The following is a 26,316-nucleotide window of genomic DNA, read 5'->3' as shown; positions in this document are numbered from 1 at the left end:
AACAATGAATTTACCTAATATCTTAGCATTTATAAGGATATTATTAGCTCCACTTTTGTTTTTTTTTGCTTATTAATGATTTTGAAAATATTCATCCTAGTTGGGTAAATTATTTTGCTTGTGTTGTTTTTGGTATAGCTGCCTTAACTGATTTTTTTGATGGTTATATTGCAAGAACTTGGAATCAAACTACAAAACTTGGAGCTATTATAGATCCACTAGCAGATAAAATGCTTGTTTTGGCTGCTTTTTTGGGATTATTACTCACCCAAAAAGCTGATCCTTGGATGATTTATATTATTTTAGTAAGAGAATTTTTTATAACCGGTTTTCGAGTGGTTATGGTGAGTGAAAAATTTGATGTAAGTGCTTCTTTTGCAGGAAAAATAAAAACAACCTTTCAAATGATAGCCATTATATTTTTAATCATGCAATGGCCTTTTGCTAATACATTGTTATTTATTGCTTTAGTGCTTACACTTTATTCAGCTTTTGAATACATACTAGCTTATATAAAACATTTAAAAAAGGTATAATTTGAAATCATATTTATTTTTATTTATTATCTTAGCTATTGGCTTTAAATTTTATTCTTTTAGCTTTTTAATAACACTTTTGGTTATATCTTTTTTAATTTTTTTTCATGAGCTAGGACATTTTTTAGCCGCAAAACACATGAGGGTTGATGTAGAGATTTTTAGTATAGGCTTTGGAAAAGCTGTTTTTAAAAAAACTTACAAAAACACAGAATATCGCTTATCTGCTCTACCTTTTGGTGGTTATGTTAAACTTAAAGGACAAGATGATTTAAATCCTAGTGAAAAAAATTACGAACCAAATAGCTATAATACTCTAAGTCCTCTAGCTAGAATTTACATACTTTTTGCAGGACCGTTTTTTAATTTCTTTTTAGCATTTTTGCTTTATATAGCCATAGGTTTTTTAGGTGTGCAAAAGCTTGCACCTATTATTGGAAATATAGCACCAAACTCAGCTGCACAAAAAGCAAATTTACAAATTGGAGATAAAATCCTAGCTATAGATGGAGTTAAAATTCAAAGCTTTGAAGAAATTGGCAAACTTGTACATATAAAACCAACCTTACTTAGCATAGAACGCGATGGTAAACTCATCAACATCACCCTAACCCCGCAAATTGATCAAGGTTATAATGAGTTTTATCAAAAAGTTCAAAAACCATTAATTGGTATAGCACCTAAGGGTGAGTTTGTTACTATTTATCATCCAGGAATTAGTAGTTTAAAATACGCTTATGAAGAAAGCGTAGAGGCTTCTTTGCTCATTTTTAAAGGACTTGCTAAAATCATCAGCGGGGAGTTAGATGCTAAAAATATGGGTGGAATCATCACTATGGTTGATATAACCTCCAAAGCAGCAAATACTAGCATAGTAGTTTTATTTTTAATCACAGCTTTAATTTCTATCAATCTTGGAGTATTAAATTTACTTCCTATCCCAGCGCTAGATGGAGGACATATACTTTTTAACCTTTATGAGTTAATCTTTAAAAAAGAAGTACCAAAAGTATGTTTTGAATATCTTAGTTATTTTGGCATGGCTTTGCTTTTAAGTTTAATGGTGTTTGTAACTTATAATGATATTACCCGTTTTATGAGTAATTAATAAGTCCTAGTAGCAAAATCATAACGGTTAAATTCGCCTATATTATTTTTACGGTAAAAGCTATTATAAAATTGCTTACTTAAACTTTGCTCATAATTTAGTCTAAATCTTACCCACATTGCTGTTTGATCTTTGGCGCTAGTTTTTTCATCTTGATAATTAAGCGATAAATCCAAAATAGAAATTGGAGAATAAATAATGTTATATTGGTTTTGCAATTCTTTTATATTAGAATTAACATTTAAAACATTTAAATACGGCAAATCAAATATCACTCCAAGTTCTGTACTATCATCACTATCGTTTTCTTTAATCTTATAATGATTAGCATATGCTTTAAAATAGTGACTAAATTGTAATTCAGCACCAAAGCTATTTTTAGTGTAAGCTTCTTTATATTGATCATTAAAATAGTTAAAACCAAAATTAAACTCATCAAATTCATAACGATTGATAAGTCCTAAAGAATAAGCTTGTTCTAATTGCCCTATTCTTGCTTGTTTTTCTAAAAGCAAACTAGCATTATCATAATCTAATATAGAATTAATATTTTTAATATTTACATTTAAAGCATTATAATCCAAACTTGCTTCTGTTTTATCTTTGGAACTTAAATTTAAAACCTGCCCTAAAGTTTTACTAGCAAAAGAACCAAGATCGGTACTTTGAGCTTGATACTCTTGTGGTTTTTGAAAAAATATCTGCTTAGAAACCGTGTTTGCCTTTTGCTCTTTGGTAATATTTACCTCACCCTCGCCTAAACTTTCTTCTAAATTTAAAGCAAACACGTTTATACATAAGCAACTAAAAAAAATGTATTTTTTCACTCAACCTCTTAATTATATATGTTTTTTATATTCTATTTCACTTATCATCCTTTCATTTATATCTTGAATTTGCTTAATTTGAGCATAAATTTTTCTTTCTTCTTTTACTAATTGATTATTTTTTATACAATCAAATAATTTTTCTATATGAGAATTTAGATCTTGATTTAAGATATAAATACTACTAGCAGAATCAAACTTAGCCAAATTTTTTTCTTCTGTATATTCTATTTTAGAATTAATTACACAAGAGCACGCCAAGTAAGTTTTCAAACAACATTCTAAATAAAGCAAAATTTTATTAGTATCTGTGCTTGTTTTGGAAATTTCATCTAATAAAATTTTAGCTTTTTCATCAACACCCATAAAGACTTTTTGAAATTCTTCTAAACTTGAGTTAGAACTTTTAGCAACCTCGTAAGCTTCATTTGTTATATCTTTAATATTACCCATTTGCTCTATAAGCGTTTTAATCATTATAGAAATTTCTTTAGCAGCATCTTGAGTTTTTTCAGCTAAAGATCTAACTTCATCAGCAACCACAGCAAAACCTCTACCATGTTCTCCAGCACGCGCAGCTTCAATGGCAGCATTTAATGCTAAAAGATTAGTTTGCTCTGTGATATCTTCAATAATACCTATAAAAGAAGAAACGCTATTCATCTGCTGAGAGAAAGTATCCATTAAGGTATGAATTTGACCTATATTTACACCTAAATTTGCCAAGTCATTTGAGATTATTTGAGCGTTTTTAGCACTTTTTGAAGAATGTATAGAAATATCACTTGCTTGATCATAAATCTCATGCATAACACTTGCATTATCATTTAATTTTGTATTAATCAAAGCCAACTCTTTTTGTAAAGAATCTGACATATTTTTGGAAACATTTTCCACTATCACACTTCTTACAGATAAATTTTGTGTTTTTTCTATCTCCAATGTTGCTTCATTAATAATTTTAGCATTATATTCAAAAGCACCCATCAAACCTTCCAATCTTGCCTTTCTATAAAATCTTTGTTCTTTGACTGCTAAAACTGCATTAAGAATTTCTCTATTAAAAGCTTCTATTTGATCTGCTAAATCATTCACAACCCAACTTAATTGTCCTACACCAGATTTTTCAAAAGGTATATGTGTAATTCTTGCTTCCAAATTACCTTTTGCAAGTTCATTTAAAACTTGAGTCGATCTTAAAACTTCTTTATTTCTATAATAAGCACTAGCAATACCAAATAGCACTATAGAAGTTCCTAAAACACAAAAAACAAAGCCAAATGTTTTACCTTCCATTATTTCCAATACAGCCATCAAACAAAATAAAAATAAAGCAAAATAATTCACAAATTGATTAATATTATATTGATAAAACCAATTCTTCATAACTCATCCCCTTTTGGCTTAAAATTTCATCTAACATCTTTCTTGATGCTTTCTTCCCACCTTTTTGTTCTTCTAACAATAGCTCTTTATATATTTTTTCTATTTTTTCAACAGCTTCCCTTCTGGGATTTAAGCGCATAGAGTGATAACCAACTATCTCGCCACTAGCGTCAAATGAAGGCGTAATAAAGGCCAAAACCCAATAAAAAGATCCATCTTTGGATAAATTTTTTACGTAAGCAATAACTTCTTTTTTATTTTTTATACCCTCCCAAAGAATTTCAAAAACAACCTTTGGCATATCAGGATGACGCACGATATTATGAGGTTTCCCTAAAAGCTCAAATTCTTTATATCCCGAAAGTAGGATAAAATTTCTATTGCAATATATTATTCTACCAATTTTGTCGGTTTTTGAGATAATAATTTGTCCATCATTAAAGAATTTTTCATTTTTTGTAGGTTGATTTTTTTGCACCTGCCCCCCCCCGTATTTTTAAATTAAATATATAATTATATTTTTAAAAATAAAGCGAAAATAAAATTATTGTTTTCCTTTTTTTAATTGACGTATTAAAAATCTTGCAGGATGAGTAGCGTGCAAAAAATCTTTTTCTATTTTTGGCTCATCAAAGATTAATGCACTAAGCATTCTAGCTCCAATAATAGCACTAGCAAAAGCTCTAGATCCATGAGCAATAGAAAAATACAAAGGAATAAATTCATTTGGTGCTACTTGTCTTTTATTTTTATGCCATAAAAGTGCCTTATAATTTTGCATATAAAAATTTTCATCATAGGCTTGACCTATTATGGCAAATCTATCACTAGAATATGATCTAAATCCTACTTTACCACCCATAATTTCTAAATTTTCACCTTGTAAAAATTCTTTTATATTTTCAATATTTTGCAAATCATCATTTTTTAAAAGCGTTGTGTCTTGATTAAGCCTATCATAACTTGCACCAATAAGTTGCAAATTTAATTCTTCATTGATAGGGCAAATATAGCCTTTTGAAGATAAAGCATGAGAATTTTTTAAAAATGGTTTTAAATGAGTGCATTGACCTCTAACACTACTTAATTTCATATATTTATACTCTAAAAAATTCTTAACATCAGCGCCTTGAGCATAAATTAGCACATCATAATCTTTTAATGTTTTTTGATTGTTAAATTGCAAAGAAAACTTTTCATTTTCATAAGAATAATCTTTAAATTCATACTCAAAAAACACCCTAGCCTTGCTTTTTTGTAAAAGCATTTTCACAAGCTCTTGAGGTTTTATGCAAGCTCCATCTTTTAAAAAAGCTTGATTGTTAATAATTTCAAATAAAACATTATCTTTTTGACTATTAAAACGCTCTTGCATAAGTTCATTATGAGCAAATTCATAAACCCCTTGGGGAATTAAATCTAAAATTTGCCTATAAAATCTACTAGCCTCTAAAAAAGCATATTGTGAAAACTCGCCTAACAAAACATCAGGTTTTAAAATCAAAGAACTTAAAATTCCATTGATATTTCCAGAAGCACCTTTTCCTAGTGAATTTTCTTTTTCAAAAACATCTACTTGAACATTTCTTAAAGAAAACTCATAAGCTATACTAGCTCCGGCTATACCTGCTCCGATGATGGCTATTTTTTGTATCTCTTTTTTCAAACATGGGGTGTTAAAATAAGCAAATTTATCTTCAAACTCAAAGCCATTAAAAACAGCCTGTATCATTTCCCTTTTTCTAAAACCTTTGATTTTTTGTACTTGAAAATTATTATTAATTAAAGCTTTTTTTAAAATGCTTGCAGAGGAAAAGGTTAAAACCTTAGCATTTATTTTTGAATTTTTAGCAACTTTGTTTATAATATCCTCATCAAACATCTCTTGATTTTTAGCAGGAGCAAAACCATCTAAATACCAAATATCAGCCTTAAAATCTAAATTTTGTAACTTTTCTTTAGCATCGCCAAATACTAAATCTAAAAAACAATCTTGAAAATAAAATCTATAAACTCCATCTTTACACGGAGGATAAAATTTAAAAAATTGCTCTAAAAGCTCTCTAAATTCCTCATAAAAACCAAGGTTTTTATAAATTTCTCTTAATTTATCTTTTTCTATATAAAAATTTTCAAAACTAAGATAAAATAGCCTTTGATTTTCTTTTTTTTCTTTTATAAAACGCTTTAAAGTAAGGAAAAAATTTAAACCTATACCAAAACCAAGTTCTGCTACAATAGTTTGTTTGTTTTCAAATTCAAAAGCATTTGTATATATAAATTTGCTTTCGCTTAAACCATCACTAGAATTAAAATAATAATCATCAAAATCCAAAGAAAAAGGTGCATTGTTTTTAATGATAATATTTGCTTTTTTCATTGATTTTTATAAAAATAACTCTCTATACCATTAGCAATGCCAATAGCTAATAATTCTTGGAAATTTTTATTTACTAATCTATTTCTTTCGCTAGGATGACTAATATAACCTGTTTCAATCAATATAGCAGGCATTTGTGCACCCACTAAAACCCAAAAAGGAGCTTCTCTAACCCCACCATCCACAACTTTATATTTTTTTCTTACATTACTTAAAATCTTTTTTTGCACATCAATAGCTAATTTATTTGAAGCAACTATTTTTTCACGATTTAAAAAATTTAAAAAAGTTTGTTTGGAAAAGAAATTCATCTCTTCAAAATCGGATTGATTTTCTAACTCAGCAGCCTTTTTACTTCTTTCGCTTCTTGCAGGCGATAAGAAGAAAGTTTCAATACCCTCAAGAGTTTTAGCTCTTTGTTTATTTGGAGCTGCATTAGCATGGATAGAAATAAACAAATCTGCCATTTTTTCATTAGCCATAGAGGTTCTATCTCTTAAATTTATAAATTTATCCGTACTTCTAGTATAATAAATTTTATACCCACGTTTTTTAAGCTCATTGCCAAGTTTTAAAGCCACACTTAAAACTACATCTTTTTCTCTAACACCCTTATCACCCAAAGTACCTGGATCTTTACCTCCATGACCTGGGTCAATTACTATGATTTTCCCTGATTTTTTAATAGTAGTTTTTGTTGTTTTTGAGGCAGTTTTTGTTGGTGTTTTTTTAACCTTTTTTTCAAAACCTATAAACAATTCCTCATCATCTAAATCAAGATTAGTTTTAAAATCACTAGTAGAATTTAAAACAACTCTTACTGTAGTTTTATTAAACTGTACTATTGTGATAGATTGATTTTTATTAATATCGATTTTTTTTCTATCACCTTCTAAAATAGCTTCAAAGCTTACAATAGAACGATATGTTTTACCATCTTTAAAAGAATTGATTTTAATATCCTCAAAATCAATATCATTGTTTAATTTTAAATTAATACCATTTTTATCTTTACTTGATTTTAAAATATACAAAGGCTCATTTTTAACAACTTCTTTTTTTACTTCTGTTTTTTTAGCTTCTTCTTGTTTTTTAACTATAGGTTTGGGCTCTTCTTTTTTTTCTACCTTTTCAAGTCCCATAAAAAGACTTTGATCTTTAAGCTCTATTTTGATTTTTAATTCCTTTTTTGAACTTAAGACCAAACGCATACTTGTTGGGTTAAATTGTGATACGATAATATCAAAATCTTTAAATTCAAAAGCTCTCTTAGGTCCTTTTAAAATTCCATCAAAATCTGCAACATAACGAAAATTCTTATCACCTTTGAGGGTAAAGTTTTTAACGTCTTTTTGGCTGATTTTTTCACTTAAATCAAGCAAGATACCATTGTCTAATTTTTTAACATCAAGCACAAAAAGCTCTTTTTGCACTGGAGTTTTTTTATCTTCTTTTTTATCTTCTTTTTTATCTTCTTTTTTATCTTCTTTTTTATCTTCTTTTTTATCTTCTTTTTTATCTTCTTTTTTATCTTCTTTTTTATCTTCTTTTTTATCTTCTTTTTTATCTTCTTTTTTATCTTCTTTTTTATCTTCTTTTTTATCTTCTTTTTTATCTTCTTTTTTATTAATAGGTGATGTGGTATTAGTTTCAATTTTTGGTTGTTCTTTTTTTATTTTTTGATCTTGTATAACTTTTAAAGCGTTTTTTAAACGCGAAATTTCTTCTTCGCTTACCCCACTTTCTTTAAGCTCTTGCACATAAGCTTTATCATCAAAACCTAAAGAATTTGAACTTATGATTAATCTTTTTAAAATCTCATTTTTTTCTTCATTATTATCATTAATCACACTTTGTATATACAAAGATTTTAACTGCTGGTGTAATTGTAGTTTTTCTTCTGAATTAGAAGTTAAAAAATTTTGATCAAATTTCTTAACTTCTGCATTAGCAAAAACACTAAGACAAAATAATAAAAAAATAAAAAATATTCTAAGCATCTTCACCATTAACTAATTTTTTCATTAGCTCTTCTACACTAATAAGCTTATCTAGTCTATATCCATTAGCCCCTGTAAAAAATAAGCCTGTTTCTTTTTTACCACTCCAAGCATCATACAATCTATCTGCTATACAATAACCCACCTTAGTAGCTTCCTTGCCTCTGCCACATGGTGCAACACAATTACTCACGCAAGAAATTTTTGGCCCCATTCTTTTATCAACTAAATTTAAAAGATTAGTTCTTACTCCTCTTGCGGGATAGCCAACTGGAGATTTTAAAAGCTCAATATCTTCTTTTTTACAATCTAACAATACTTGTTTAAAATCATCACTCGCATCGCATTCAAAAGTTCCTATAAAACGAGTTCCCATTTGAACGCCACTTGCCCCTAAAGACATCATTTTTTCTATATCTTGCTTATCCCAAATTCCACCTGCAGCGATTAATGGTATATCTCCCCAGTTTTTAATTTCTTGCGCAACTTGTGGTACTACATTTTCTAATTGATATTCATCCATTAAACATTGCTCATAAGTAAAACCTTGATGTCCACCACTTTTTGGTCCTTCAACTATAACTGCATCAGGCAAGCGATTATATCTACTTTGCCATCTTTTGCAGATAATTTTTAAAGCTTTAGCTGATGATACAATAGGCACCAAAGCAACATCAGGATAATCCTGTGTAAATTCAGGTAAATTTGTAGGAAGCCCTGCGCCTGAAACTATTACATTAAAACCAACTTCACAAGCATTGCGTGCAATTTGCGCATAATTATTACTTGCATATAAAATATTACAGCCTAAAGGTGCGTCTTTACAAACCTTTCTAGCATTATCTATCAAGGCTTTTAAACCTGCTTTTGAGTAAAAATTATCACTACCATAAGGTTTTGCATTAAACTCTTTATCTATATGTGTTCTATTTTCATAATATCCAGTTCCTACTGAAGAAATAATCCCTAATCCACCATTTAAAGAAACCGCAGAAGCAAGTTTGTCCCAACTTATACCAAGTCCCATACCACCTTGAAAAATAGGATATTTTATCTCATGCTTTCCAATTTTTAAAGCTTTAAAACTCATCATATTACCTTTAATTTTGCAAATTTTCTTTTTCCAACTTGTAAAATATATTCACCGCTTTCTAGTTGGTATTGTTCATCTTGAACTTTTTCTCCATTAACACTTACTGCATTAGAATTAATCAATCTTCTAGCTGCTGAAGTAGAGCTTTCCATTTTACACTCTACTATAGCTTTTGCTAGCCAAATACTACCTTCCAAGGCAAAACTTGGCATATCACTAGGAAGCTCTTTTGCACTATGAACTTTATCAAATTCTTCCTTAGCTTTTAGCGCATATTCGCTTGAGTGAAAACGTGCAGTAATTTCCAAAGCTAAATTTTCCTTAGCTTTTTTAGGATGTAATGAACCATTTTTAATATCATCTTTTATTTGTGAAATTTCATTTAAGCTTTTTTCACTTAAAAGCTCATAATATCTAAACATTAACTCATCACTTATACTCAAAACCTTAGCATACATATCTTTGGCATTTTCAGTCACACCGATATAATTTCCCAAGCTTTTACTCATTTTATTTACACCATCAAGGCCTTCAAGTAATGGCATCATCATCACCGCTTGCTCTTTTTGGCAATTATATACTCTTTGAAGCTGTCTACCCATTAAAAGATTAAACTTTTGATCCGTTCCACCCATTTCTATATCACTTTTTAATGCAACACTATCATAACCTTGTAAAAGTGGATATAAAAACTCACAAATTGATATAGGACTTTGTTCTTTAAAACGCTTGGTAAAATCATCTCTTTCAAGCATTCTAGCAACACTAAAAGTCGAAGTAAGTTCTACTATACCAGCAGCACCAAGCTCATTTAGCCACTTAGAATTAAAATGAATTTGAGTTTTACTTGGATCTAAAATCTTAAAAACTTGCTCTTCATAGGTTTTGGCATTTTTAAGCACTTCCTCTTTATCAAGCTTTTTTCTTGTAGCACTTTTTCCTGTTGGATCACCGATTTGAGCAGTAAAATCACCTATTAAAAACTGCACTATAGCTCCATGCTTTTGAAGCAAAGCCATCTTACTTAAAACTACAGTATGACCCAAATGCAAATCAGCAGCTGTAGGATCAAAACCAGCCTTTACAAAAAAATTTTCACCTTTTTCATAGTAATTTTTTACTAAAGAAACTAATCTTTCTTCATCAATAATTTCTGCTATTCCTCGTTTAATTTCTTTAATAATTTCTTCAATATTCATTATAAAACCTTTTTTAGTGATTATTATACGCATCATTTAAAGATGTAAAATCCAAGATTTTATATCTAGCTTTTAATCTTTCTTTTACATTTTCAACATCTACATTATTAGGTAATTCAACCTGCACTTCAAAATAATTTGCCACCACGGGCTCTGAATCAGCTGAATTGATACTTAAAACATTAATTTGCATTTTAGCTAAAGTAGTTAGAAAATCTGCTAAAGAACCTTTTTTATTTTCTATAGAAACGATGATTTTGTAACTTTTTATCGAGCTATCATTCCAAGAAACAAAAACCATTTCTTTATTATCTTCTATCATTTTCATTGCTTGCTCGCAAAGTTTATGGTGTATCGTTGCTCCAGTTGAGTGTCTAAAAGCAATGATTTCATCCCCTCTTTTAGGTCTACAACAATAATCAAAATTAATCGTGGTTATTTTATAGTTAGAACCAATTACTATACTTTCAAATTTTTGCTCATTTTGCTCAAATTTAGCTACTTGATTTTGCCCTACATATTTTCTAAGAGCTATAATTACCTCTTTAAAATAATTAAAATCCAAGGCAATTTGTCTGAGCTTTTTGTTAAATTTTTCTTTTTCAAGCCACTCTTCTATAAGCTTAGAATCTTTATTAAATACTGTAGATAAAAGATTTATAGCAATTTTATTATTTAATTCTTTTTTCTTTTGCTTACAAAAATCTCTTATACTAGCCCTAGCCTTTCCTGTTTTAACACTATCTATCCAAGAACATCTAAAAAATTCTTCCTCTGAAGTTTCAATGCTAACTATATCTCCATTTTTTAACACAGTTAAAAGTGGCACTCTCATACGATTAACAAAAGCAGTTTTTGCATGAAGCCCTACTTTAGTATGAACCTCATATGCAAAATCCAAAGCCGTGGCTCCACGCGGCAAAGTAAAAATCTCACCTTTTGGGGAATACACCGCTATATCTTCTATATATAAACTATCTTTTGCATATTCATAAAGCTCAATAGCATCACAATCTTGTATATTATTTCCTTCTTCTTTACCATGCATGGAAATATCTGCAAGCCAATCTAAATTTGGTGTTGTTATGTTTCCTTCTTTGTATTTCCAATGTGCTGCCACGCCAAATTCAGCAGTCTTATGCATATCAAAGGTGCGAATTTGAGCTTCTATAATATTTTTTGCATCAAAAAGTGTTGTGTGTAAGGTTTGATAACCATTTTGTTTTGGCAAGGCTATATAGTCTTTAAATCTTGAGATTAAAGGATTAAAATGCGTATGTAAAATTCCTAAGGCCAAGTAACAATCATAAACTTTTTCTACCAAAATTCTTACACCCAAAAGATCTAAAACCTCATCAAGTCCTACACCTTTTCTTTGCATTTTCAAATAAATAGAATAATTATGTTTAATTCTTTTATGTATAACAAAACTGCCTTGCCTAAAACCATTCTCTAAAAATAACATTTCTATCTTTGAAATAAATTCATTAAATCCAAGTTGAATTTGTTGATCTTTTGCATTTATATAATTATCAATTTGTGCGTACTCATCGGGTAGTAAAAATTTAAAACTTAAATCTTCAAGTAAATTTTTTATACTTGAAATTCCAAGTCTGTGAGCTATAGGTGCATATACTACCAAGGTTTCTTCGCTGATTCTTTTTTGTTTATCTTCTCTTAAAAAATTTAAAGTAAGCATATTGTGTAATCTATCGCAAAGTTTTATTACAAGCACACTCACATCTTCAACACCAGCTAAAAGCATATTTCTAAAAGTTAAAGCAGATTTTGCAAGTTTTTCATTAGAATTAGAGCGTGTAAGATGATCTTCTCTAATACTGACTATTTTAGTTAAGCCTTGAACTAATTTGGTTACCTCTTCACCAAAATTTGCATTTAATTCCTCTTCATTGCAATTTGTATCTTCTAACACATCGTGCAATAATGCAGCGATGATCATAGACTGTACAGGGCTTAAAAATGCCACAAAAGAAGCTACTAATATAGGATGAACTGCATATGGTTCCCCACTTTTTCTAAATTGTCCTTCGTGTTTTTGGATACAAAAATCTACTGCTTTTTCTAAAACAGCAGATTGTGGAAAAACCATAAAAAGGATTTCTTTTGCTCTTTGTAAATCCTTACAATTTTTAACATCATCAACAAGTTTATCTAACAATAACTCATCATTTACTAGCTTCAATAAATCCCTCTAAAACGATTTTGTCTTCTGCTATTTCATGTAAAGCAATGTCGGTATATTTGTATTTATTTTTATCTAAATTTACCAAAGGTTCTGCACCGTTTGCAAGCTCTTCAGCTCTTTTAGCCACTACAAGAGCTAGTTTATATCTATCATCTTTTAATTTTTTTAATGCTTTTGCAGCTATTTGTTCTACTCTCATTTTTTACCTTTAATCTTGATTTTTAACAATAGAGCATAAGCTCATATCGCCTTGAATAATTTTTAATAAATTTCCTTCTTTAAACATATTACATACCACAATAGGCAAAACATTATCTTTAGCTAAAGCTATTGCTGTATCATCCATAACTTTTATATTATCATGTAAAGCTCTTTCATAGCTTAATTCATTTAGCATAATAGCATCATCATATTTTTTAGGGTCTTTATCATAAATTCCATCTACTTTAGTCGCTTTGATGATCATATCCGCTTGAATTTCTACCGCTCTTAAAGTCGCAGCAGTATCTGTTGTAAAATAAGGATTACCTGTGCCACAAGCAAAGATAACTATACGTCCTTTTTCTAAGTGTCTATGTGCTCTTCTCATAATATAAGTTTCACAAAATGCTTCCATTTGGATAGCACTTTGAACCCTTACATCAAGTCCAGCGCTTTCTAATGCTTCTTGCATAGCTATAGAATTAATCACAGTAGCAAGCATACCCATATGATCGCCACTTGTTCTTTTTATAAGTCCATCTCTTGCAGCAGATACCCCTCTAATGATATTTCCACCGCCTATTACTATACCTACTTCAACATTTTCATTAATTAAGCTTTTTATCTCAGAAGCTATGTATTTTAAAATAGAATTTTCTATACCAAACCCATTTTCTCCAGCCAAAGCTTCCCCAGAAAATTTAACCAATACTCTTTTTCTTTTATTGTTCATTAAATTTCTCCTTTGATTTGAAACTATATCAAAATTCGCATTAAAAAAAACTAATTTATTTAATCATCTCTAAAGGATTAATATGAAAATTCTTTTGTGTTACTTCAAAAGTTAAATCACTCTCAACCCTGCCTATAATATAACCTTTTTTAATATTTCTACCTACTTTAACCCCAGGTGCAATTTTATCTAAATGTGCATAAATAGTATGTATACCATCTTTATTTTCGATAATCACAACTTGTTTTAAAGTTGGAGTTGCTTTTGCAAAAACCACTTTACCATCTAAGACATTTCTTACTGCAGCATTAGCGCTATCACTTTTTAAAACTACATTTTCGTTATAAATTTTAATATTATAAATAGGATCTATGTAATTTCCAAATTTTTGTTTTACTGTGTAAGATTCTAAAGGGGCGATTGTCTTAGGACCACTATAGCGCTTGACACTACTTGTTTGATAGCTTGAACCCACTTGTTTTATGTTTGAATTTGGCTTTTTATCTTCTTTTTTTTGTGCTAATTTTTCTTCTTCTTTTTCTTTGATAATTTTTAATTTATTAAGTGTTTTTCTTAATTCTTGTTGTTGGGCTTGTAAATTAGAAAGTTTTCTAGTATAAATTTCTTTATCTGTTTTTTGCTTAGCTATTTCTTGCTCTTGCTTTTTTCTAAGATTTTTAAGCTCATCAATTTGATCTTTATAAACTTTTAAATTGCTATTAATTGTGGTAATTTGTGTTTGTTTTTCTTCTATTTTTTTGCTTATATCTTCATAATCTTTTGAAATTTGGTAAAATTCTTCCTTGAAAATTTTATCTAAAACCCCAACTAATTCTAAAGCTATGATACTATCTTCACTTTCAATATAATTTTTAGGAATTGCCAAATCATAGGCAAAATCTTTAGCAATTAAATCAATTATTTTTCCTTCTATTTTGTTTTTATTTTGCAAAAGATCTTTATTTTGCGCATTGAGTTGCTCTAGCGCTTTTATTTGAGTTTTTACCGAGCTTTCAAGCTTAGAAGTTTTTGAAGTTAAAGTGCTAATTTCTGAAGCAATTTTTTTTAAATTTTTCTCATTATCTAAAATTTCGCTTGCTAAATCTTCTAATTTTTTAGAAAGTTGCTTTACTATGCGTTCATTTTCTTTAATATCTTTTTGCTTTTGTGCAATTTCATTTGCAAATAAAACAGAAAAAGAAAACAAAAAAAGCAAAAAGCATTTTTTCATTTTCTAACCTTAAACATTACAAAATTCACACAAGCAAAACAAACACAAAGCATTGCTAAAAAAATCAAAAACAAATGCGTGAAAATACTTATTTTAGGCAAGCTAATATCCACACTTTGCAAAGCTAGTTTAATGGATTCAAGATCATAAACTTGGGTAAAAAATAATACAAGCAATAAAAATGCTATAAAACAATCAATAAAAACAATCTTATAAAGCATAAAAGATCTAAACCAAAACGGCGCCCCAAGTAAACACATGATTTCAACTCTTTGAGTATGCTCAAAAAGCCAAATTTTCATTTGCTTAAGCAATAATACAAAACTAAGCAATATTATAATAAACAAGAAAAACCATAATAAAAATTTCACTAAAACCAAAAGTTTGTAAATTTTTGTATGTGTTTTCGCAAAAGTTTCTACTTTAGTGATGTTAGGATTTTTTAAAAGCTTATCTTTTAAAGCATTTAGCTCATCTTCTGATAAAAGTTTATTGAGTTTTAAAGTATAAAATTTTGGCAATGTAGCCTTTAAAACTTCTATATTTTTAGCTGATATATCATTTTTAAGTCTATCTATCATTTCATTTGGATTTAAAATTTCTAAAGACTGAAAATGATTTACTTGATCTTCTATGTTTTTTTTATCTAAATGAGTTTTTCCTACTAAAATAATATTATAATCTTTATTTAGAAGTTTTTCATAATGCTCTATAGTTTTATTTGTAATGATTAAAAATTCAAAAGCAAACATCATTACCATTAAAGCAAATATTAAAGAAAGATGATTTTTAAAAGATTTCATTCATTCTCCCATTTTCTATATTAAAACGACGATAATCAAGTCTTAAATTAGTAGGAATTCTATGCGTAACAACTACCACACAAGTTCCAAGTATTTCTCTAGCTGATTTTAATAAAGTCCATATGATATCTGAAGAATACTCATCCAAATTTCCCGTTGGCTCATCGCATAAGAGTAATTTTGGATTATGCGCCAAGGCTCTTGCCATAGCCACGCGTTGTTGCTCTCCACCTGAAAGCTGAGCTGGCTTTTTATCGGCTTTGAAAGTTAAATTTACATGCTTTAAAAGCTTTGCAGCTTGTTCTTTGCATACATTCTTACTATAACCTTTAATCATCAAAGGTAGCATTACATTTTTTTCTACACTAAATTCTTGCACCAAACGATAATCTTGAAAAATAATTCCTATTTTTTGCCTAAGCTGTAAAAGTTCAGCATTAGAAATATCCGTTAAATCATTATTGCAAACCTTTAAGCTTCCACTTATTGGCTCCAAATCCCCATAGAAAGATTTTAACAAAGTTGATTTCCCGCTACCACTTTTTCCTGTAATAAAAACAAAATCATTATCTTTTAGCGAAAAACTAGCATTTTCTATAACAAGTTCATCATAACCAAGACAAAGCTTTTTAGCTTCTATCATCACTGCTTTTTCCTTAATTTATTTTATAAATTATTATTTGATATAAGAATACAATATTTCTCTTAATTTTTCTATAGCTTTTAAATTTTCTTTAGTTTTAAAGGGTTGCTCAAAGATAAATTCTATTTTTTGTGTATTTAAAGCTATATAAACATGTTCAGGCTTGTAAAAAGCACCAAAAGCTATTTTGATGATAAGCTCATCGTCTTTAATGTACATTTTTTCAAAATGCAAGAAAAAATCCTCACCTTTAAAAACCTCATTTTTAAAATTCTTTTTTATATAAACTAATTCTTCTATGCTTAATCTTAGATCTTCAATAGCAAATTTTTGATTCCTGCTTAAACTTTCACTCTTACTAAAACCACTAATGATTAAATCATATATATCTTTATTTTGTCTTTTCCAGCGATCTTCGTATTTGCTTGAAATTTCTAAATTTTCATTTTTTTTGATTAAAGTTTTTAAATGTGAAAAAGTTAAAAAAGTTTCCAAAGTAAAATCAAAATACAAAAAGCTATCCGTTCTTAGTTCAAATTGTCCATTTTCTTTTAAAACTCTAGCGCATTCATTTGCAAAATTTAACCCCACTACCCTACGGTGAGGCTTTTTATCCCAAGGGACAGGAAAATGCAAAAAGATTTTATCTACTAGATTAGATTCAAGTACGCTTAATAATAATCTTGCATCAGTTTCTATTAATAAAACATTATTTAAGTTTTCGCTTAAGGCAAGTTTAGCTACTTGCTCTAATGCAGGGGTGTAAATTTCTATACCAATTATTAATACATCAGGATTTGATCTTGCTTGATAAAGCAAATGTCTACCGCTTCCAAAACCTATTTCAATAAAAATTTGCTTTTTGCTTTTTATTTGCTCTAACAACTCTTTTAAATCATTAGCAATTAAAGGTGTTTTTTGGATTAACCTTGTATGTTTTAACGCCACAGCTTCACAAACTACATCTTGAGTGAAATTTTCTTTAAACACAAGCAAAGCTTTTTGCAAGTACCCAATTTGCGAAGGTTTAGTGTGTTTTTCACCTTTAATAAGCCATTCTTGTTTTTTTTCATCTTTTTTAATCTGCAAAAAAAAGTTTTCTTGCTTTATGCGTGTAAAAAGCAAATCAACATTTTCTCCTTTAGCAAGCCATAAAAATTCAACCTCATCTTTTTCAAAAGGAAGTTGAATTTCTTTTAAAATTTTACACTTAAAATTTGGCATTATTTCACCGCTGTAAATTTATCAGAAGCTTTTGATTCTATACCATTTGCATCAATAGCTATAACTTCATAACTATACACTTTTCCAGGAGCCGCAGTAATATCTTTTAATTGTTTAGATTTAATCTCTTTAAACACAGCATTGCTTCCACCACCACTTCTTTTAACTATATACTCTTTAGCTCTATCATCATTATCAACCCATTCAACTCTAATACCATCATCTTCAACTGCACATAAAATAATACTTGGTGCTAATGGCGCCCCTAAGGTAATACCTTCTACAGGCTCACTTGCTATAGGACTTTCCAAGCCATCTTTATCCACCATACTCACTTTATAATATCTTTTTTCAGCCACACCTTTAACTACATCTTCATAAGTATTTTCAGAAGTTTTAGCTACTATACTAAAAGGTAAAAAGGTAGTTGAACTTGAATAAATTTTATAATAAGCAAAATCAGCATAATCAATTTTATCCCAAGTTAAAATGATTTTTCTTGGTGCATCTTTACTTGCTTGTAAATTACTTACCATAGGAGGAAGGGCTTTGGTAGTTGATTCGACTATCTTACTTGGAGTACTTTTAATACCATCATAAGTTAAAGCTATGATTCTATATTGAAAACTCTCATCAGGCTTTAATGAATCATCTATGTATTCAGCGCTTAAGCGATTTTTAACCCTAGTTAATTCTTTAAATTTCATATCTTTCATATTTGCACGCTCAATGATATATGAATTTACTCTTACATCAGGGTGTGGTCTCCAAACTATTTTTACACGATTTGGCAAACCCACAATAGCTTGTACAAAAGGCACTGGATCAATCACTCTATTTGTAAAAGCTTCTATACTCACGCCATCTTGAGAAACTTGTCCAAGCTCATTAAAAGTTTTCATAGAATAATAATACCTTGTATTTGGCTCTAAATTTGTATCAGTATAATGAGTTTGAAATTTATTTTTAATTTTTGCTATAAGCTCCATAGGTGCACCAGCTGCATTTGCCCTATAAATATAATAGCCTGCTATATTTTGATCATACAATGGTTCCCATTCAAAAGCTATACTTGTAATATCACTTATACTTTTAATATTTGAAATTTTTGGTAAAGTATCATTTACTTGAGCAATTTGAGGCGAACTCATAGTTGTACTACAAGCACTAAAAGCCAAAGCAGAACTTAAGATAATCCAGTGAAGTTTTTTCATCTATCTCTCCTTGTGTAAAATTTTCTTTTAAAATTTGATAAAAATCATCAAACATAGGAGCTTTTATAAACATTAACTCTTTAGTCCTAGGATGAATAAAATAAATCAAATACGCATGAAGCATTACTCTATTATACTTTATTTTTCCTTTATATCCGTATAATTCATCTCCTAAAATATAGCGATTAAAATCTGCCAAATGCACCCTGATTTGATGGGTTCTTCCTGTGTATAACTTAGCAGCTATTAAGGAGCATTTTTTAGCACTTAATAAATTTATAAAATCTGTTTTTGCATTTTTTGCTAAAGGATTTTTGGTATTTGTAGTAATTTTTTTAAGCCTATTATTAGGACAACGCATAATAGCTTTTTCATTACTCATTTTATCATTTTTCAAAGGCAATTCACTCAAAGCAAGGTAAAACCTACCCATACTTTTATCTAAAAGCTGATTTGCTAAAAATTGATGTGCTTGATTGTTTTTAGCTATGATGATAGCTCCGCTTGTGCCTTTATCAAGTCTATGCACAAGCCCTGCTCTATGCTCTCCATTTAAATTTGATAAAGCATAACCCTTATGCAAAAGCCAATCCACCAAAGTCGCTTCTTTAACACTACTTGCACCATGCACGACAACATTAGGAGCTTTGTTTAAAACTAAAACATCATCATCTTCATATAAAATTTCTATGTCAAACTCAGGCATGTAACTTTCTTTGGCTTCTTTTGCTAAAGGTAAAAAAATGCTTATTTCATCTTTTTGTTTTATTTTTTTAGAACTTTTATTTTCTAATTTTTCATTAATATATATGCAGTTTTCTTTGATAAGTTTAGTAACTTGCGAACGACTTTGTTTAAGTATATCTGATAAAAAAATATCCAATCTTTCTTCACAAAGCGATGAAATTTTTAGCATATTATATTTCCTTGTGATAAAATTTGCAATTTTAGCATATAATTACACAATATTTTGTAAAAAAGGTTAGCTTTGATAAAACTTGATAGAAGAATTCTAACGCATTTTGATTTTGTTCAACCTCTTTTAGTGTTACCTATCGTAGCTATATCTTTTCTTTTAATTTATGAAGCAAACACACGCTTAGCTGAAAAGCAATTTATCTATACTTTAGTGGGTTTTGCAGGATTTGCATTTTTTTTCTTTTTACCTTTAAGAAGATTAATGTGGCTTATACCCGTGTTATATTGGATTAATATAGCTTTACTTTTGAGTGTGGATATTTTTGGTGTTGAAAAACTTGGTGCTAGAAGATGGCTTGAGATACCTTTTACGCATTTTACCATACAGCCTTCTGAAATTTTTAAGCCTTCTTTTATTTTAATGTTAGCTTATTTGATTTATCAAAACCCACCACCTCATAATGGCTATGGTTTAAAACAATTTTTAAAGCTAAGTTTTTATATCTTACTCCCATTTTTACTTATAGCAGGAGAACCTGATTTAGGAACAGCTTTAGTACTTTTAATAGTGGGCTTTGGAACACTTTTTATTATAGGAGTAAATTATAAAATTTGGCTTAGTATTGTTTTAGCTATAGCTATAGCTTCACCTATTATTTATAGTGATTTTTTAAAACCTTATCAAAAACAAAGAATTCATGATTTCTTAGCTGAAGAGCCAAGTTACCATGTAAAACAATCCATCATTGCAATAGGAAGCGGTGGTTTGAGCGGAAAAAAGGCTGATGAAGCCACACAAACACATTTTAAATTTTTACCTATTTCTACGAGTGATTTTATCTTTGCATATTTGTCTGAAAGATTTGGTTTTATCGGTGCAGTTATAATCATACTACTTTATACCTTACTCATTTTTCATTTGTTGAGTTTAAATTATAAGCTCAAAGATGATTATTTTACAAGAGTAGTGACAAATTGCATTGCTTTATTTATTTTCATATATGTAGCAGTAAACATATCAATGACCATAGGTTTTGCTCCTGTTGTTGGTATACCTATGCCATTTTTTAGTCATGGTGGAAGTTCTTTTGCTACCTTTATGATTTTCTTTGGAATTTTACAAAATTTAATAACTTTTAGATATTTAGCAATAGAAAAAGCGGTAAAAATAAAATTCTAAATTTAAATTAAGGAAATAAAGATATAATAACATTTTTATTTTAACTTCTGGCGGATTTATAGCTCAGTTGGTTAGAGCAACCGGCTCATAACCGGTTGGTCGCAGGTTCGAGTCCTGCTAAATCCACCATTTTATTTAATCTCGTATTTTTATTTTGGTTAAAACTTTTTTTTAAATTATATTCTATTTTGATTATTTTTATATGTTTTATATTAAAGCCAAAAAGCACATAATTTCAAATTTCTTATATGTTTAATTAGGGTATTAACAATACTCAAGAGACTAATGAAAATCATTAAAAGTAAGATTAACAGTTTTTTATTTACTCTATAATTAATTTAAATTCTTTGAAAAATTTTATAGGGAATTGGTTGCGAAGGGGAGATTTGAACTCCCGACCTTCGGGTTATGAGCCCGACGAGCTAACCACTGCTCTACTTCGCGGCATCATATGAAGTGGATGGGGTAAAGGGATTCGAACCCCTGAATGACAGGACCAAAACCTGTTGCCTTACCGCTTGGCGATACCCCAATAAATGAAGTAATTTTTAAATTAAAAGTGGTATTATATATTATTTTTTACATAATGTCAAGAAAAATGCTATAATATTTTTAAAAATATTATCAAGGAATAATTTTATGGGATATATAAGCATAGAACAAGCTATAAAAGAACTTCAAGATGGCAAGATGTTAGTAATGGTAGATGCAGAAGATAGAGAAAATGAAGGAGATTTAATTTTCCCTGCGCAATTTAGCTCACAAGAAAAAATAAATTTTACCATTACTCACGCAAGAGGTGTGGTGTGTGTAGCATTGAGTGAGAACTTAGCTAAAAAATTTGAACTACCTTTAATGGTACCTAAAAATACATCAAATCACGAAACAGCTTTTACCATAACCGTTGATGCAAAAAATGCAACAACAGGAGTAAGTGCTTACGAAAGAGATATGACTATACAAATTTTTGCTGATGATAATGCAAAGGCAAGTGATTTTGTGCGTCCTGGCCATATTAATCCTTTGATAGCAAAAAAAGGCGGAGTTTTAGAAAGAACAGGCCATACCGAGGGAACAGTGGATTTATGTCGCTTGGCAGGATTAAAAGAAGCATGCGTGATATGTGAAATTGTTAAAGATAATGGAGATATGGCTAGAAGAAGCGATTTGCTTGAGTTTTGCAAAAAGCATGCTATTAATATGATTACTATTTCAGATTTAATCGAGTATCGTTTAAAAAATGAAAGTTTGATTTCTTTAATCAAAGAAGAAGACAGTATTTTAGCAGGTTTTAAAGCTAAAAAAATGACTTTTAAAGATCATAATGAAAATGAACATATAGCTTTTAGCTTTGGCGCTTTGAAAGAATGTGAGAATGTTAAATTTTATCTTAGTGGAAGCGACTTTGAGCTTCTAACTTCTAATAAATTTAATGAATTATTAAAACAAATTGAGTTTTTAAGCCAAAAAGGTGGCGTAATCATTTTCATGAAAAATGAAAAACAAGAAAACACACAATTTAAAAATTACGGCATAGGAGCGCAAATTTTAAGGTATTTAAAAATTTCAAAAATCAAACTTCTAAGTCAAAATACCGATAAAGAATTTATAGGCTTAAAAGGTTTTGGGCTTGATATTACAAGCAGTGATTTTAAAGCTTAAATTCTAAAAACTTAAACTTATCGCCAAAGTTAAACATCAAATTTTTACTTTGGCTGGTAAAGTTTTTACAAATTTGGGGGTTAGTATTTTTAGCATGCTCGATAATTTCTTCTAAGCCAAAGTCAATTAAGGCTTGATTTTGGTTTTTATACTCTAACACTTCAAAGCCCTCTTCTTTTAAAACTTGTAAAAAATGGTCAAAATTTACATTATATGTAATATCACTTTTAGCAAAAAAATCTTTTAAATTCTCTTCAAAAAGATTATACACTTGGTGATTTTTATACATTCTAATACTAATTTTTTCTTCTTTTTTTGCATAATCAAAACATGCAAAAGTTAGTTTTTCACAAGTTTGTTTTAATTTGGATAAAAAAGGCTTATAAGAGATACAAAGCTCACTATTAGTGATAGCATATTTTTCACATTCTTTTAAAAGATCTTCATTCATAAGCTTAAAAACAATGTTTAAATCATCATCAACATATGCCATTGTTCTATCTTTTATAAGTTCACACGCAAAACAATCAAATAATTCATTAGCATAAAAAAAGGCATTTTTAAAATGACATTCTTCTAAAGAATTATAAATTTTCACGTCCAAATCATACTCATCAAAAAGTTTTTTTTGAGCACATCTTAACTTTTCATGTGGCTCTATGATAAAACACTCAATCTGCTCTAAAACATCAGCTCTAAGAGTGTATAAAGCTTGTATGAAATCAAGCATTAAATGCCCTTCATTTGCCCCTATTTCTACAACTTCAACCGGTAAAGTTAGTTTTTTATCATCTATAAGTTCTAAAAAATGGTTAGCTAAGAGCACTCCAAAAAGATTTCCCACACTAACTGCAGTATAAAAATCTCCATTTTTGCCAACACTCACAGCTTGGGAGTAATATTTATCAATCCAATTTTGAAAAAACTCACTAAAAGCTATCATTATAAAGCATTAAATTTAGCGATAAAATCAAGTGGATCAACTTGCACACCATTAACTAAAATTCCAAAATGCAAATGTGGCCCTGTAACCCTACCACTAGCTCCACTCAAACCTACAAGCTCGCCTTTTTTTACCTTTTGTCCTACTTTTACATTAAGTTTTGATAGATGATAATATTGAGAATAAATCCCATATCCATGGTCAATCACCACTGAATTTCCTGCATAGTAACGATTTGAAGCAATCCTTACAATACCATCATTGCTCGCATAAATTTTTGTTCCACTTGCTGCTCTAAAATCAGTTCCGCTATGATAACTTTTAAGAGTATCATTAAACAATCTTGCTTTTCCAAAATCACTTGTAATTTTACTTTCTAAAGGGTATGTAAAATTGCCTTCAAATAAAGCTGTATTAGTATAAGTATTATAAACCTTAATAGCTTCTTGATATTCTTTGCTAATGCGATCAAGTGTTTCTTTAGGTGGATTGACCTTAGAAGCACTAACTTTTAAAAATTCTTTTTTATAGTTTCCTTCGCTAAATTTTATATCAATTTCTTCTTTAGAATTATCTTTAAATTCAGCTATTAACTTTCTATCTTTAGGATTTTTATAAGGCATAGCTATGCTAACAACGATTTTATTTTTATACTCAAAAAAAGGAAGTTTTTTAGAATTTGAACTAACTTGCAAAAAATTACTTTTATCAAATTCTAAAAAAACCACTTGCCCTTTTACAAGCTCAATCTCTCTAGCTTCTAAAGTAAAAATTAAAAAACATAGAAAAAAAAGAATTTTTCTCATACACTAAGCTCTTTAATATCAGCTATTTTTAAAAACTCACGATAAATTGCACACACCAAAGCTTGGCGATTATTTTTGATATTTTCATCTTTGTCATTAATCATCACTTTATCAAAAAAAGCATCAATTTGTGGTTTTAGCGCAAAAAGACTTTCTAAAAGCTCTTGTGTATTATTTTCTTTTGTTTTACACTGCATAAAAGCTTGATATAAATCTTTTTCCTCTTGAGTATTAAACAAATTTTCATTAATTTGAACTTCACTCAATACTGCAATATTCGCCAAACGCTTAAAGGTAGCAAAATTTTGACTAAAATCTGCCTTATTTGCACTTTGAATCAAAGCTTTAATACAAGAATCAATATAAATAACATCATAAGTTTTAGAGCTAAGCACAGCTTTAACAAAAGAAGCATTTACTTCATAAAAAGTATATAAACGCTCTAAGATAAAATCTAATAAAATTTTCAAATCAAAGCTTTTATACTCACTAGCTATTGCTTCTAAAAATATCTTAAGATCAAAATTTTTATTTAAAGCTAGGATAATTTTTAAAACACCATTTGCTGCTCTTCTTAAAGCATAAGGATCTTTTGTACCACTTGGGATTTTTCCCATCGAAAAAAGCCCCATAAGTGTATCAAATTTATAAGCTAAAGCTACAATAGAACTAAATTCATTACTTGGCATAGCTGAATTATCGCCATTTGGAAGGTATTGTTCTTTAATCGCCAAAGCAAGCTCATCGCTCATACCCATAGCCTTGGCATAATAAGATCCCATAATGCCTTGAAGATCAGTAAATTCATACACCATTTGAGTACTTAGATCAGCTTTTGAGTATTCTATGGCTTTTAAGATTTCATCTTTTTGAGTATTAGCAAAAACCTCACAAAGCTTAGCAGCGATTTTTTGTTCTCTAATGATTTTATCTTTTAAGGTTCCAAGTCCTTCAAGATAAACCATTTGGCTTATTTTATCATTATTTAAGCCCTGTGCTAAGTCATTTTTCCAAAAAAACATCGCATCACTTAATCTTGCTCTTAAAACTCTTTCATTTCCATTAATGATTTTAGAATAATCCTCGCAAACCGCATTAGAAACTACAATAAAATGATTGCTTAAAGTATTGTTTTTAAATACTGCAAAATAGCGTTGGTTTTCTCTCATGGAAGTGATGATTACCTCACTTGGGATTTCTAAATACTCTTTTTCAAAATGCCCTAATAATGCCTTTGGATACTCTGTAATAGCTACAACCTCAGCTAAAAGCTCATCATCTTCTGCAATAGTAATATCATTTTCTTTTTCAAGCATCTTTAACTGTTCAATGATAAGCTTTTTTCTTTGTTCTTGATCTAAAATAATATAATTTTGCTCTAAAGTTTTAAAATACTCATCAATATTCGCAAAAGCTATCAAATCATAACTAACACTTCTATGTACAAAAGTACTTTTTGCACTTTTAACGCCATAGCTTTCAAACTCAATCAACTCATCATTTAATACACAACAAAGCGAGCGAATAGCTCTAATAAATTCAAAACTACCATCGCCCCATCTCATAGTTTTACCAAAGCTCAAGCTTTTTAAGAAAGCTTCAATCATTTGAGCTAAAACTGCTTTGCTCTGTAATCCTTGCACTTGTTTTTGACAATACAAGACTTCTTTGCCTTTAATTTCTTTAAATTCAAGCTCTTCTTCTTTTAAACCACTTTTTTCTAAAAAACTAAGCCCTGCTTGAGTAAGCTTTCCATCTTTATAAGCTATCGCCCTAGGTGCACCTATAAATTCCACAAAAGAATCATCTTGTTTTTCTTTAAAATTTTCATGAATAAAAACTAATCTTCTAGGAGTATAGAAAAATTTAAATTCAGATTCTAAATGATACTCTTGTAAAATCTTTTCCCATTTTTTAGTAATATTTGGAAGCTCTTTTAATAAAGGAATAGCAGGAAGTTCTTCTGTGCCTATTTCTATTAACAATTTCATTTTACACTCTTTTTTAAAAATTTTTAGTGTAT

At 29.2% G+C, this 26,316-nt stretch carries 22 protein-coding genes, 3 tRNA genes and 1 pseudogene; 5 read left to right on the top strand and 21 right to left on the bottom strand.

Going from position 1 to position 26,316, the window contains the following annotated elements; all coding sequences use genetic code 11:
* Positions 1-4 precede the first annotated feature (4 nt).
* Positions 5-536, top strand: a pseudogene (gene pgsA / locus CD56_RS03425) (CDP-diacylglycerol--glycerol-3-phosphate 3-phosphatidyltransferase).
* Position 537: 1 nt separating this feature from the next.
* Positions 538-1,644, top strand: coding sequence for an RIP metalloprotease RseP (rseP, locus tag CD56_RS03420; protein ID WP_047208189.1), 1,107 nt, complete (start codon positions 538-540; stop codon positions 1,642-1,644).
* Here rseP and CD56_RS03415 read toward each other — a convergent pair.
* The 16 genes from CD56_RS03415 to CD56_RS03340 form a co-directional block, all read right to left on the bottom strand.
* A complete protein-coding gene (locus CD56_RS03415) occupies positions 1,641-2,471 on the bottom strand; it encodes an inverse autotransporter beta-barrel domain-containing protein (protein ID WP_047208188.1) in 831 nt (276 codons plus the stop codon). The two genes, rseP and CD56_RS03415, sit on opposite strands and share 4 nt — an antisense overlap.
* Positions 2,472-2,483: 12 nt before the next feature.
* Complete coding sequence (locus tag CD56_RS08525; protein WP_257939411.1) at positions 2,484-3,281, bottom strand: methyl-accepting chemotaxis protein; 798 nt, start codon at positions 3,279-3,281, stop codon at positions 2,484-2,486.
* A 550-nt stretch (positions 3,282-3,831) separates the two neighbouring features.
* On the bottom strand, positions 3,832-4,335 hold the full coding sequence (locus CD56_RS03405) for a PAS domain-containing protein (protein WP_047208186.1): 504 nt from the start codon (positions 4,333-4,335) through the stop codon (positions 3,832-3,834).
* 66 nt (positions 4,336-4,401) lie between these two features.
* The gene (gene mnmC, locus CD56_RS03400; protein ID WP_047208185.1) at positions 4,402-6,237 is read right to left on the bottom strand and encodes a bifunctional tRNA (5-methylaminomethyl-2-thiouridine)(34)-methyltransferase MnmD/FAD-dependent 5-carboxymethylaminomethyl-2-thiouridine(34) oxidoreductase MnmC; all 1,836 of its coding nucleotides are present in this window, start codon (positions 6,235-6,237) and stop codon (positions 4,402-4,404) included.
* Entirely contained in the window at positions 6,234-8,237 is a 2,004-nt protein-coding gene (locus CD56_RS03395) for an N-acetylmuramoyl-L-alanine amidase family protein (RefSeq protein WP_047208184.1), read from the bottom strand. Before CD56_RS03395 ends, mnmC begins: the two co-directional genes overlap by 4 nt.
* The gene (locus CD56_RS03390) at positions 8,230-9,327 is read right to left on the bottom strand and encodes a nitronate monooxygenase (RefSeq protein ID WP_039628221.1); all 1,098 of its coding nucleotides are present in this window, start codon (positions 9,325-9,327) and stop codon (positions 8,230-8,232) included. Before CD56_RS03390 ends, CD56_RS03395 begins: the two co-directional genes overlap by 8 nt.
* Positions 9,327-10,529, bottom strand: a complete 1,203-nt coding sequence (gene tyrS / locus CD56_RS03385) for a tyrosine--tRNA ligase (protein ID WP_047208183.1) — start codon at positions 10,527-10,529, stop codon at positions 9,327-9,329. Before tyrS ends, CD56_RS03390 begins: the two co-directional genes overlap by 1 nt.
* Positions 10,530-10,542: 13 nt before the next feature.
* Positions 10,543-12,732: a RelA/SpoT family protein gene (locus CD56_RS03380; RefSeq protein ID WP_047208182.1), complete on the bottom strand. Its 2,190-nt coding sequence runs from the start codon at positions 12,730-12,732 to the stop codon at positions 10,543-10,545.
* Complete coding sequence (locus tag CD56_RS03375) at positions 12,716-12,934, bottom strand: DNA-directed RNA polymerase subunit omega (RefSeq protein ID WP_039618002.1); 219 nt, start codon at positions 12,932-12,934, stop codon at positions 12,716-12,718. The genes CD56_RS03380 and CD56_RS03375 overlap by 17 nt, the downstream gene beginning before the upstream one ends.
* Positions 12,935-12,943: 9 nt before the next feature.
* Positions 12,944-13,669 carry a UMP kinase gene (gene pyrH / locus CD56_RS03370; protein WP_047208181.1) on the bottom strand — a complete coding sequence of 242 codons (726 nt, stop codon included), beginning with the start codon at positions 13,667-13,669 and terminating at the stop codon, positions 12,944-12,946.
* A 55-nt stretch (positions 13,670-13,724) separates the two neighbouring features.
* Positions 13,725-14,900, bottom strand: coding sequence for a murein hydrolase activator EnvC family protein (locus CD56_RS03365; protein WP_047208180.1), 1,176 nt, complete (start codon positions 14,898-14,900; stop codon positions 13,725-13,727).
* The gene (locus CD56_RS03360; protein ID WP_047208179.1) at positions 14,897-15,703 is read right to left on the bottom strand and encodes an ABC transporter permease; all 807 of its coding nucleotides are present in this window, start codon (positions 15,701-15,703) and stop codon (positions 14,897-14,899) included. The genes CD56_RS03365 and CD56_RS03360 overlap by 4 nt, the downstream gene beginning before the upstream one ends.
* Complete coding sequence (locus tag CD56_RS03355) at positions 15,690-16,346, bottom strand: cell division ATP-binding protein FtsE (RefSeq protein WP_039628217.1); 657 nt, start codon at positions 16,344-16,346, stop codon at positions 15,690-15,692. The genes CD56_RS03360 and CD56_RS03355 overlap by 14 nt, the downstream gene beginning before the upstream one ends.
* A gap of 33 nt (positions 16,347-16,379) precedes the next feature.
* Positions 16,380-17,570 (bottom strand): tRNA (guanosine(46)-N7)-methyltransferase TrmB, encoded by a 1,191-nt coding sequence (gene trmB / locus CD56_RS03350; RefSeq protein ID WP_047208178.1) that lies wholly within the window; start codon positions 17,568-17,570, stop codon positions 16,380-16,382.
* Positions 17,570-18,784, bottom strand: a complete 1,215-nt coding sequence (locus tag CD56_RS03345) for a fibronectin type III domain-containing protein (RefSeq protein ID WP_047208177.1) — start codon at positions 18,782-18,784, stop codon at positions 17,570-17,572. Before CD56_RS03345 ends, trmB begins: the two co-directional genes overlap by 1 nt.
* Positions 18,738-19,700 carry an RluA family pseudouridine synthase gene (locus tag CD56_RS03340; RefSeq protein WP_047208176.1) on the bottom strand — a complete coding sequence of 321 codons (963 nt, stop codon included), beginning with the start codon at positions 19,698-19,700 and terminating at the stop codon, positions 18,738-18,740. The genes CD56_RS03345 and CD56_RS03340 overlap by 47 nt, the downstream gene beginning before the upstream one ends.
* Before the next feature lie 72 nt (positions 19,701-19,772).
* Here CD56_RS03340 and CD56_RS03335 point away from each other — a divergent pair, with 72 nt between their 5' ends.
* Both CD56_RS03335 and CD56_RS03330 read left to right on the top strand, forming a co-directional pair.
* Positions 19,773-20,882: an FtsW/RodA/SpoVE family cell cycle protein gene (locus CD56_RS03335; protein WP_047208175.1), complete on the top strand. Its 1,110-nt coding sequence runs from the start codon at positions 19,773-19,775 to the stop codon at positions 20,880-20,882.
* Positions 20,883-20,934: 52 nt separating this feature from the next.
* Positions 20,935-21,011, top strand: a tRNA-Ile gene (locus tag CD56_RS03330).
* Positions 21,012-21,250: 239 nt separating this feature from the next.
* Here CD56_RS03330 and CD56_RS03325 read toward each other — a convergent pair.
* Both CD56_RS03325 and CD56_RS03320 read right to left on the bottom strand, forming a co-directional pair.
* A tRNA-Met gene (locus tag CD56_RS03325) sits at positions 21,251-21,326 on the bottom strand.
* A gap of 13 nt (positions 21,327-21,339) precedes the next feature.
* Positions 21,340-21,414, bottom strand: a tRNA-Gln gene (locus tag CD56_RS03320).
* 107 nt (positions 21,415-21,521) lie between these two features.
* Here CD56_RS03320 and CD56_RS03315 point away from each other — a divergent pair.
* On the top strand, positions 21,522-22,544 hold the full coding sequence (locus tag CD56_RS03315; RefSeq protein WP_047208174.1) for a bifunctional 3,4-dihydroxy-2-butanone 4-phosphate synthase/GTP cyclohydrolase II: 1,023 nt from the start codon (positions 21,522-21,524) through the stop codon (positions 22,542-22,544).
* On the opposite strand, the gene CD56_RS03310 is transcribed toward CD56_RS03315, so the two are convergent.
* Genes CD56_RS03310 through glyS form a run of 3 tightly spaced genes read right to left on the bottom strand, consistent with a single transcriptional unit; the run spans position 22,534 to position 26,284 of the window.
* Entirely contained in the window at positions 22,534-23,484 is a 951-nt protein-coding gene (locus CD56_RS03310) for an SAM-dependent methyltransferase (protein WP_047208774.1), read from the bottom strand. The two genes, CD56_RS03315 and CD56_RS03310, sit on opposite strands and share 11 nt — an antisense overlap.
* Before the next feature lie 2 nt (positions 23,485-23,486).
* Positions 23,487-24,293, bottom strand: coding sequence for a peptidoglycan metallopeptidase Pgp3 (gene pgp3, locus CD56_RS03305; RefSeq protein ID WP_047208173.1), 807 nt, complete (start codon positions 24,291-24,293; stop codon positions 23,487-23,489).
* Entirely contained in the window at positions 24,290-26,284 is a 1,995-nt protein-coding gene (gene glyS / locus CD56_RS03300; protein ID WP_047208172.1) for a glycine--tRNA ligase subunit beta, read from the bottom strand. The genes pgp3 and glyS overlap by 4 nt, the downstream gene beginning before the upstream one ends.
* Positions 26,285-26,316: the final 32 nt, after the last annotated feature.

The sequence above is a fragment of the Campylobacter lari genome (assembly GCF_001017575.1).
Classification (GTDB): domain Bacteria; phylum Campylobacterota; class Campylobacteria; order Campylobacterales; family Campylobacteraceae; genus Campylobacter_D; species Campylobacter_D lari_C.
This window is presented reverse-complemented; position numbering and strand designations above follow the sequence as displayed.

Bases quoted from the DNA above. Each gene is read 5' to 3' on its own strand.
- CD56_RS08525 (WP_257939411.1), bottom strand. From the start codon at position 3,281: ATGCATGAGATTTATGATCAAGCAAGTGATATTTCTATACATTCTTCA.
- mnmC (WP_047208185.1), bottom strand. From the start codon at position 6,237: ATGAAAAAAGCAAATATTATCATTAAAAACAATGCACCTTTTTCTTTG.
- CD56_RS03395 (WP_047208184.1), bottom strand. From the start codon at position 8,237: ATGCTTAGAATATTTTTTATTTTTTTATTATTTTGTCTTAGTGTTTTT.
- CD56_RS03390 (WP_039628221.1), bottom strand. From the start codon at position 9,327: ATGAGTTTTAAAGCTTTAAAAATTGGAAAGCATGAGATAAAATATCCT.
- tyrS (WP_047208183.1), bottom strand. From the start codon at position 10,529: ATGAATATTGAAGAAATTATTAAAGAAATTAAACGAGGAATAGCAGAA.
- CD56_RS03375 (WP_039618002.1), bottom strand. From the start codon at position 12,934: ATGAGAGTAGAACAAATAGCTGCAAAAGCATTAAAAAAATTAAAAGAT.
- pyrH (WP_047208181.1), bottom strand. From the start codon at position 13,669: ATGAACAATAAAAGAAAAAGAGTATTGGTTAAATTTTCTGGGGAAGCT.
- CD56_RS03365 (WP_047208180.1), bottom strand. From the start codon at position 14,900: ATGAAAAAATGCTTTTTGCTTTTTTTGTTTTCTTTTTCTGTTTTATTT.
- CD56_RS03360 (WP_047208179.1), bottom strand. From the start codon at position 15,703: ATGAAATCTTTTAAAAATCATCTTTCTTTAATATTTGCTTTAATGGTA.
- CD56_RS03355 (WP_039628217.1), bottom strand. From the start codon at position 16,346: ATGATAGAAGCTAAAAAGCTTTGTCTTGGTTATGATGAACTTGTTATA.
- trmB (WP_047208178.1), bottom strand. From the start codon at position 17,570: ATGCCAAATTTTAAGTGTAAAATTTTAAAAGAAATTCAACTTCCTTTT.
- CD56_RS03345 (WP_047208177.1), bottom strand. From the start codon at position 18,784: ATGAAAAAACTTCACTGGATTATCTTAAGTTCTGCTTTGGCTTTTAGT.
- CD56_RS03340 (WP_047208176.1), bottom strand. From the start codon at position 19,700: ATGCTAAAAATTTCATCGCTTTGTGAAGAAAGATTGGATATTTTTTTA.
- CD56_RS03315 (WP_047208174.1), top strand. From the start codon at position 21,522: ATGGGATATATAAGCATAGAACAAGCTATAAAAGAACTTCAAGATGGC.
- pgp3 (WP_047208173.1), bottom strand. From the start codon at position 24,293: ATGAGAAAAATTCTTTTTTTTCTATGTTTTTTAATTTTTACTTTAGAA.
- glyS (WP_047208172.1), bottom strand. From the start codon at position 26,284: ATGAAATTGTTAATAGAAATAGGCACAGAAGAACTTCCTGCTATTCCT.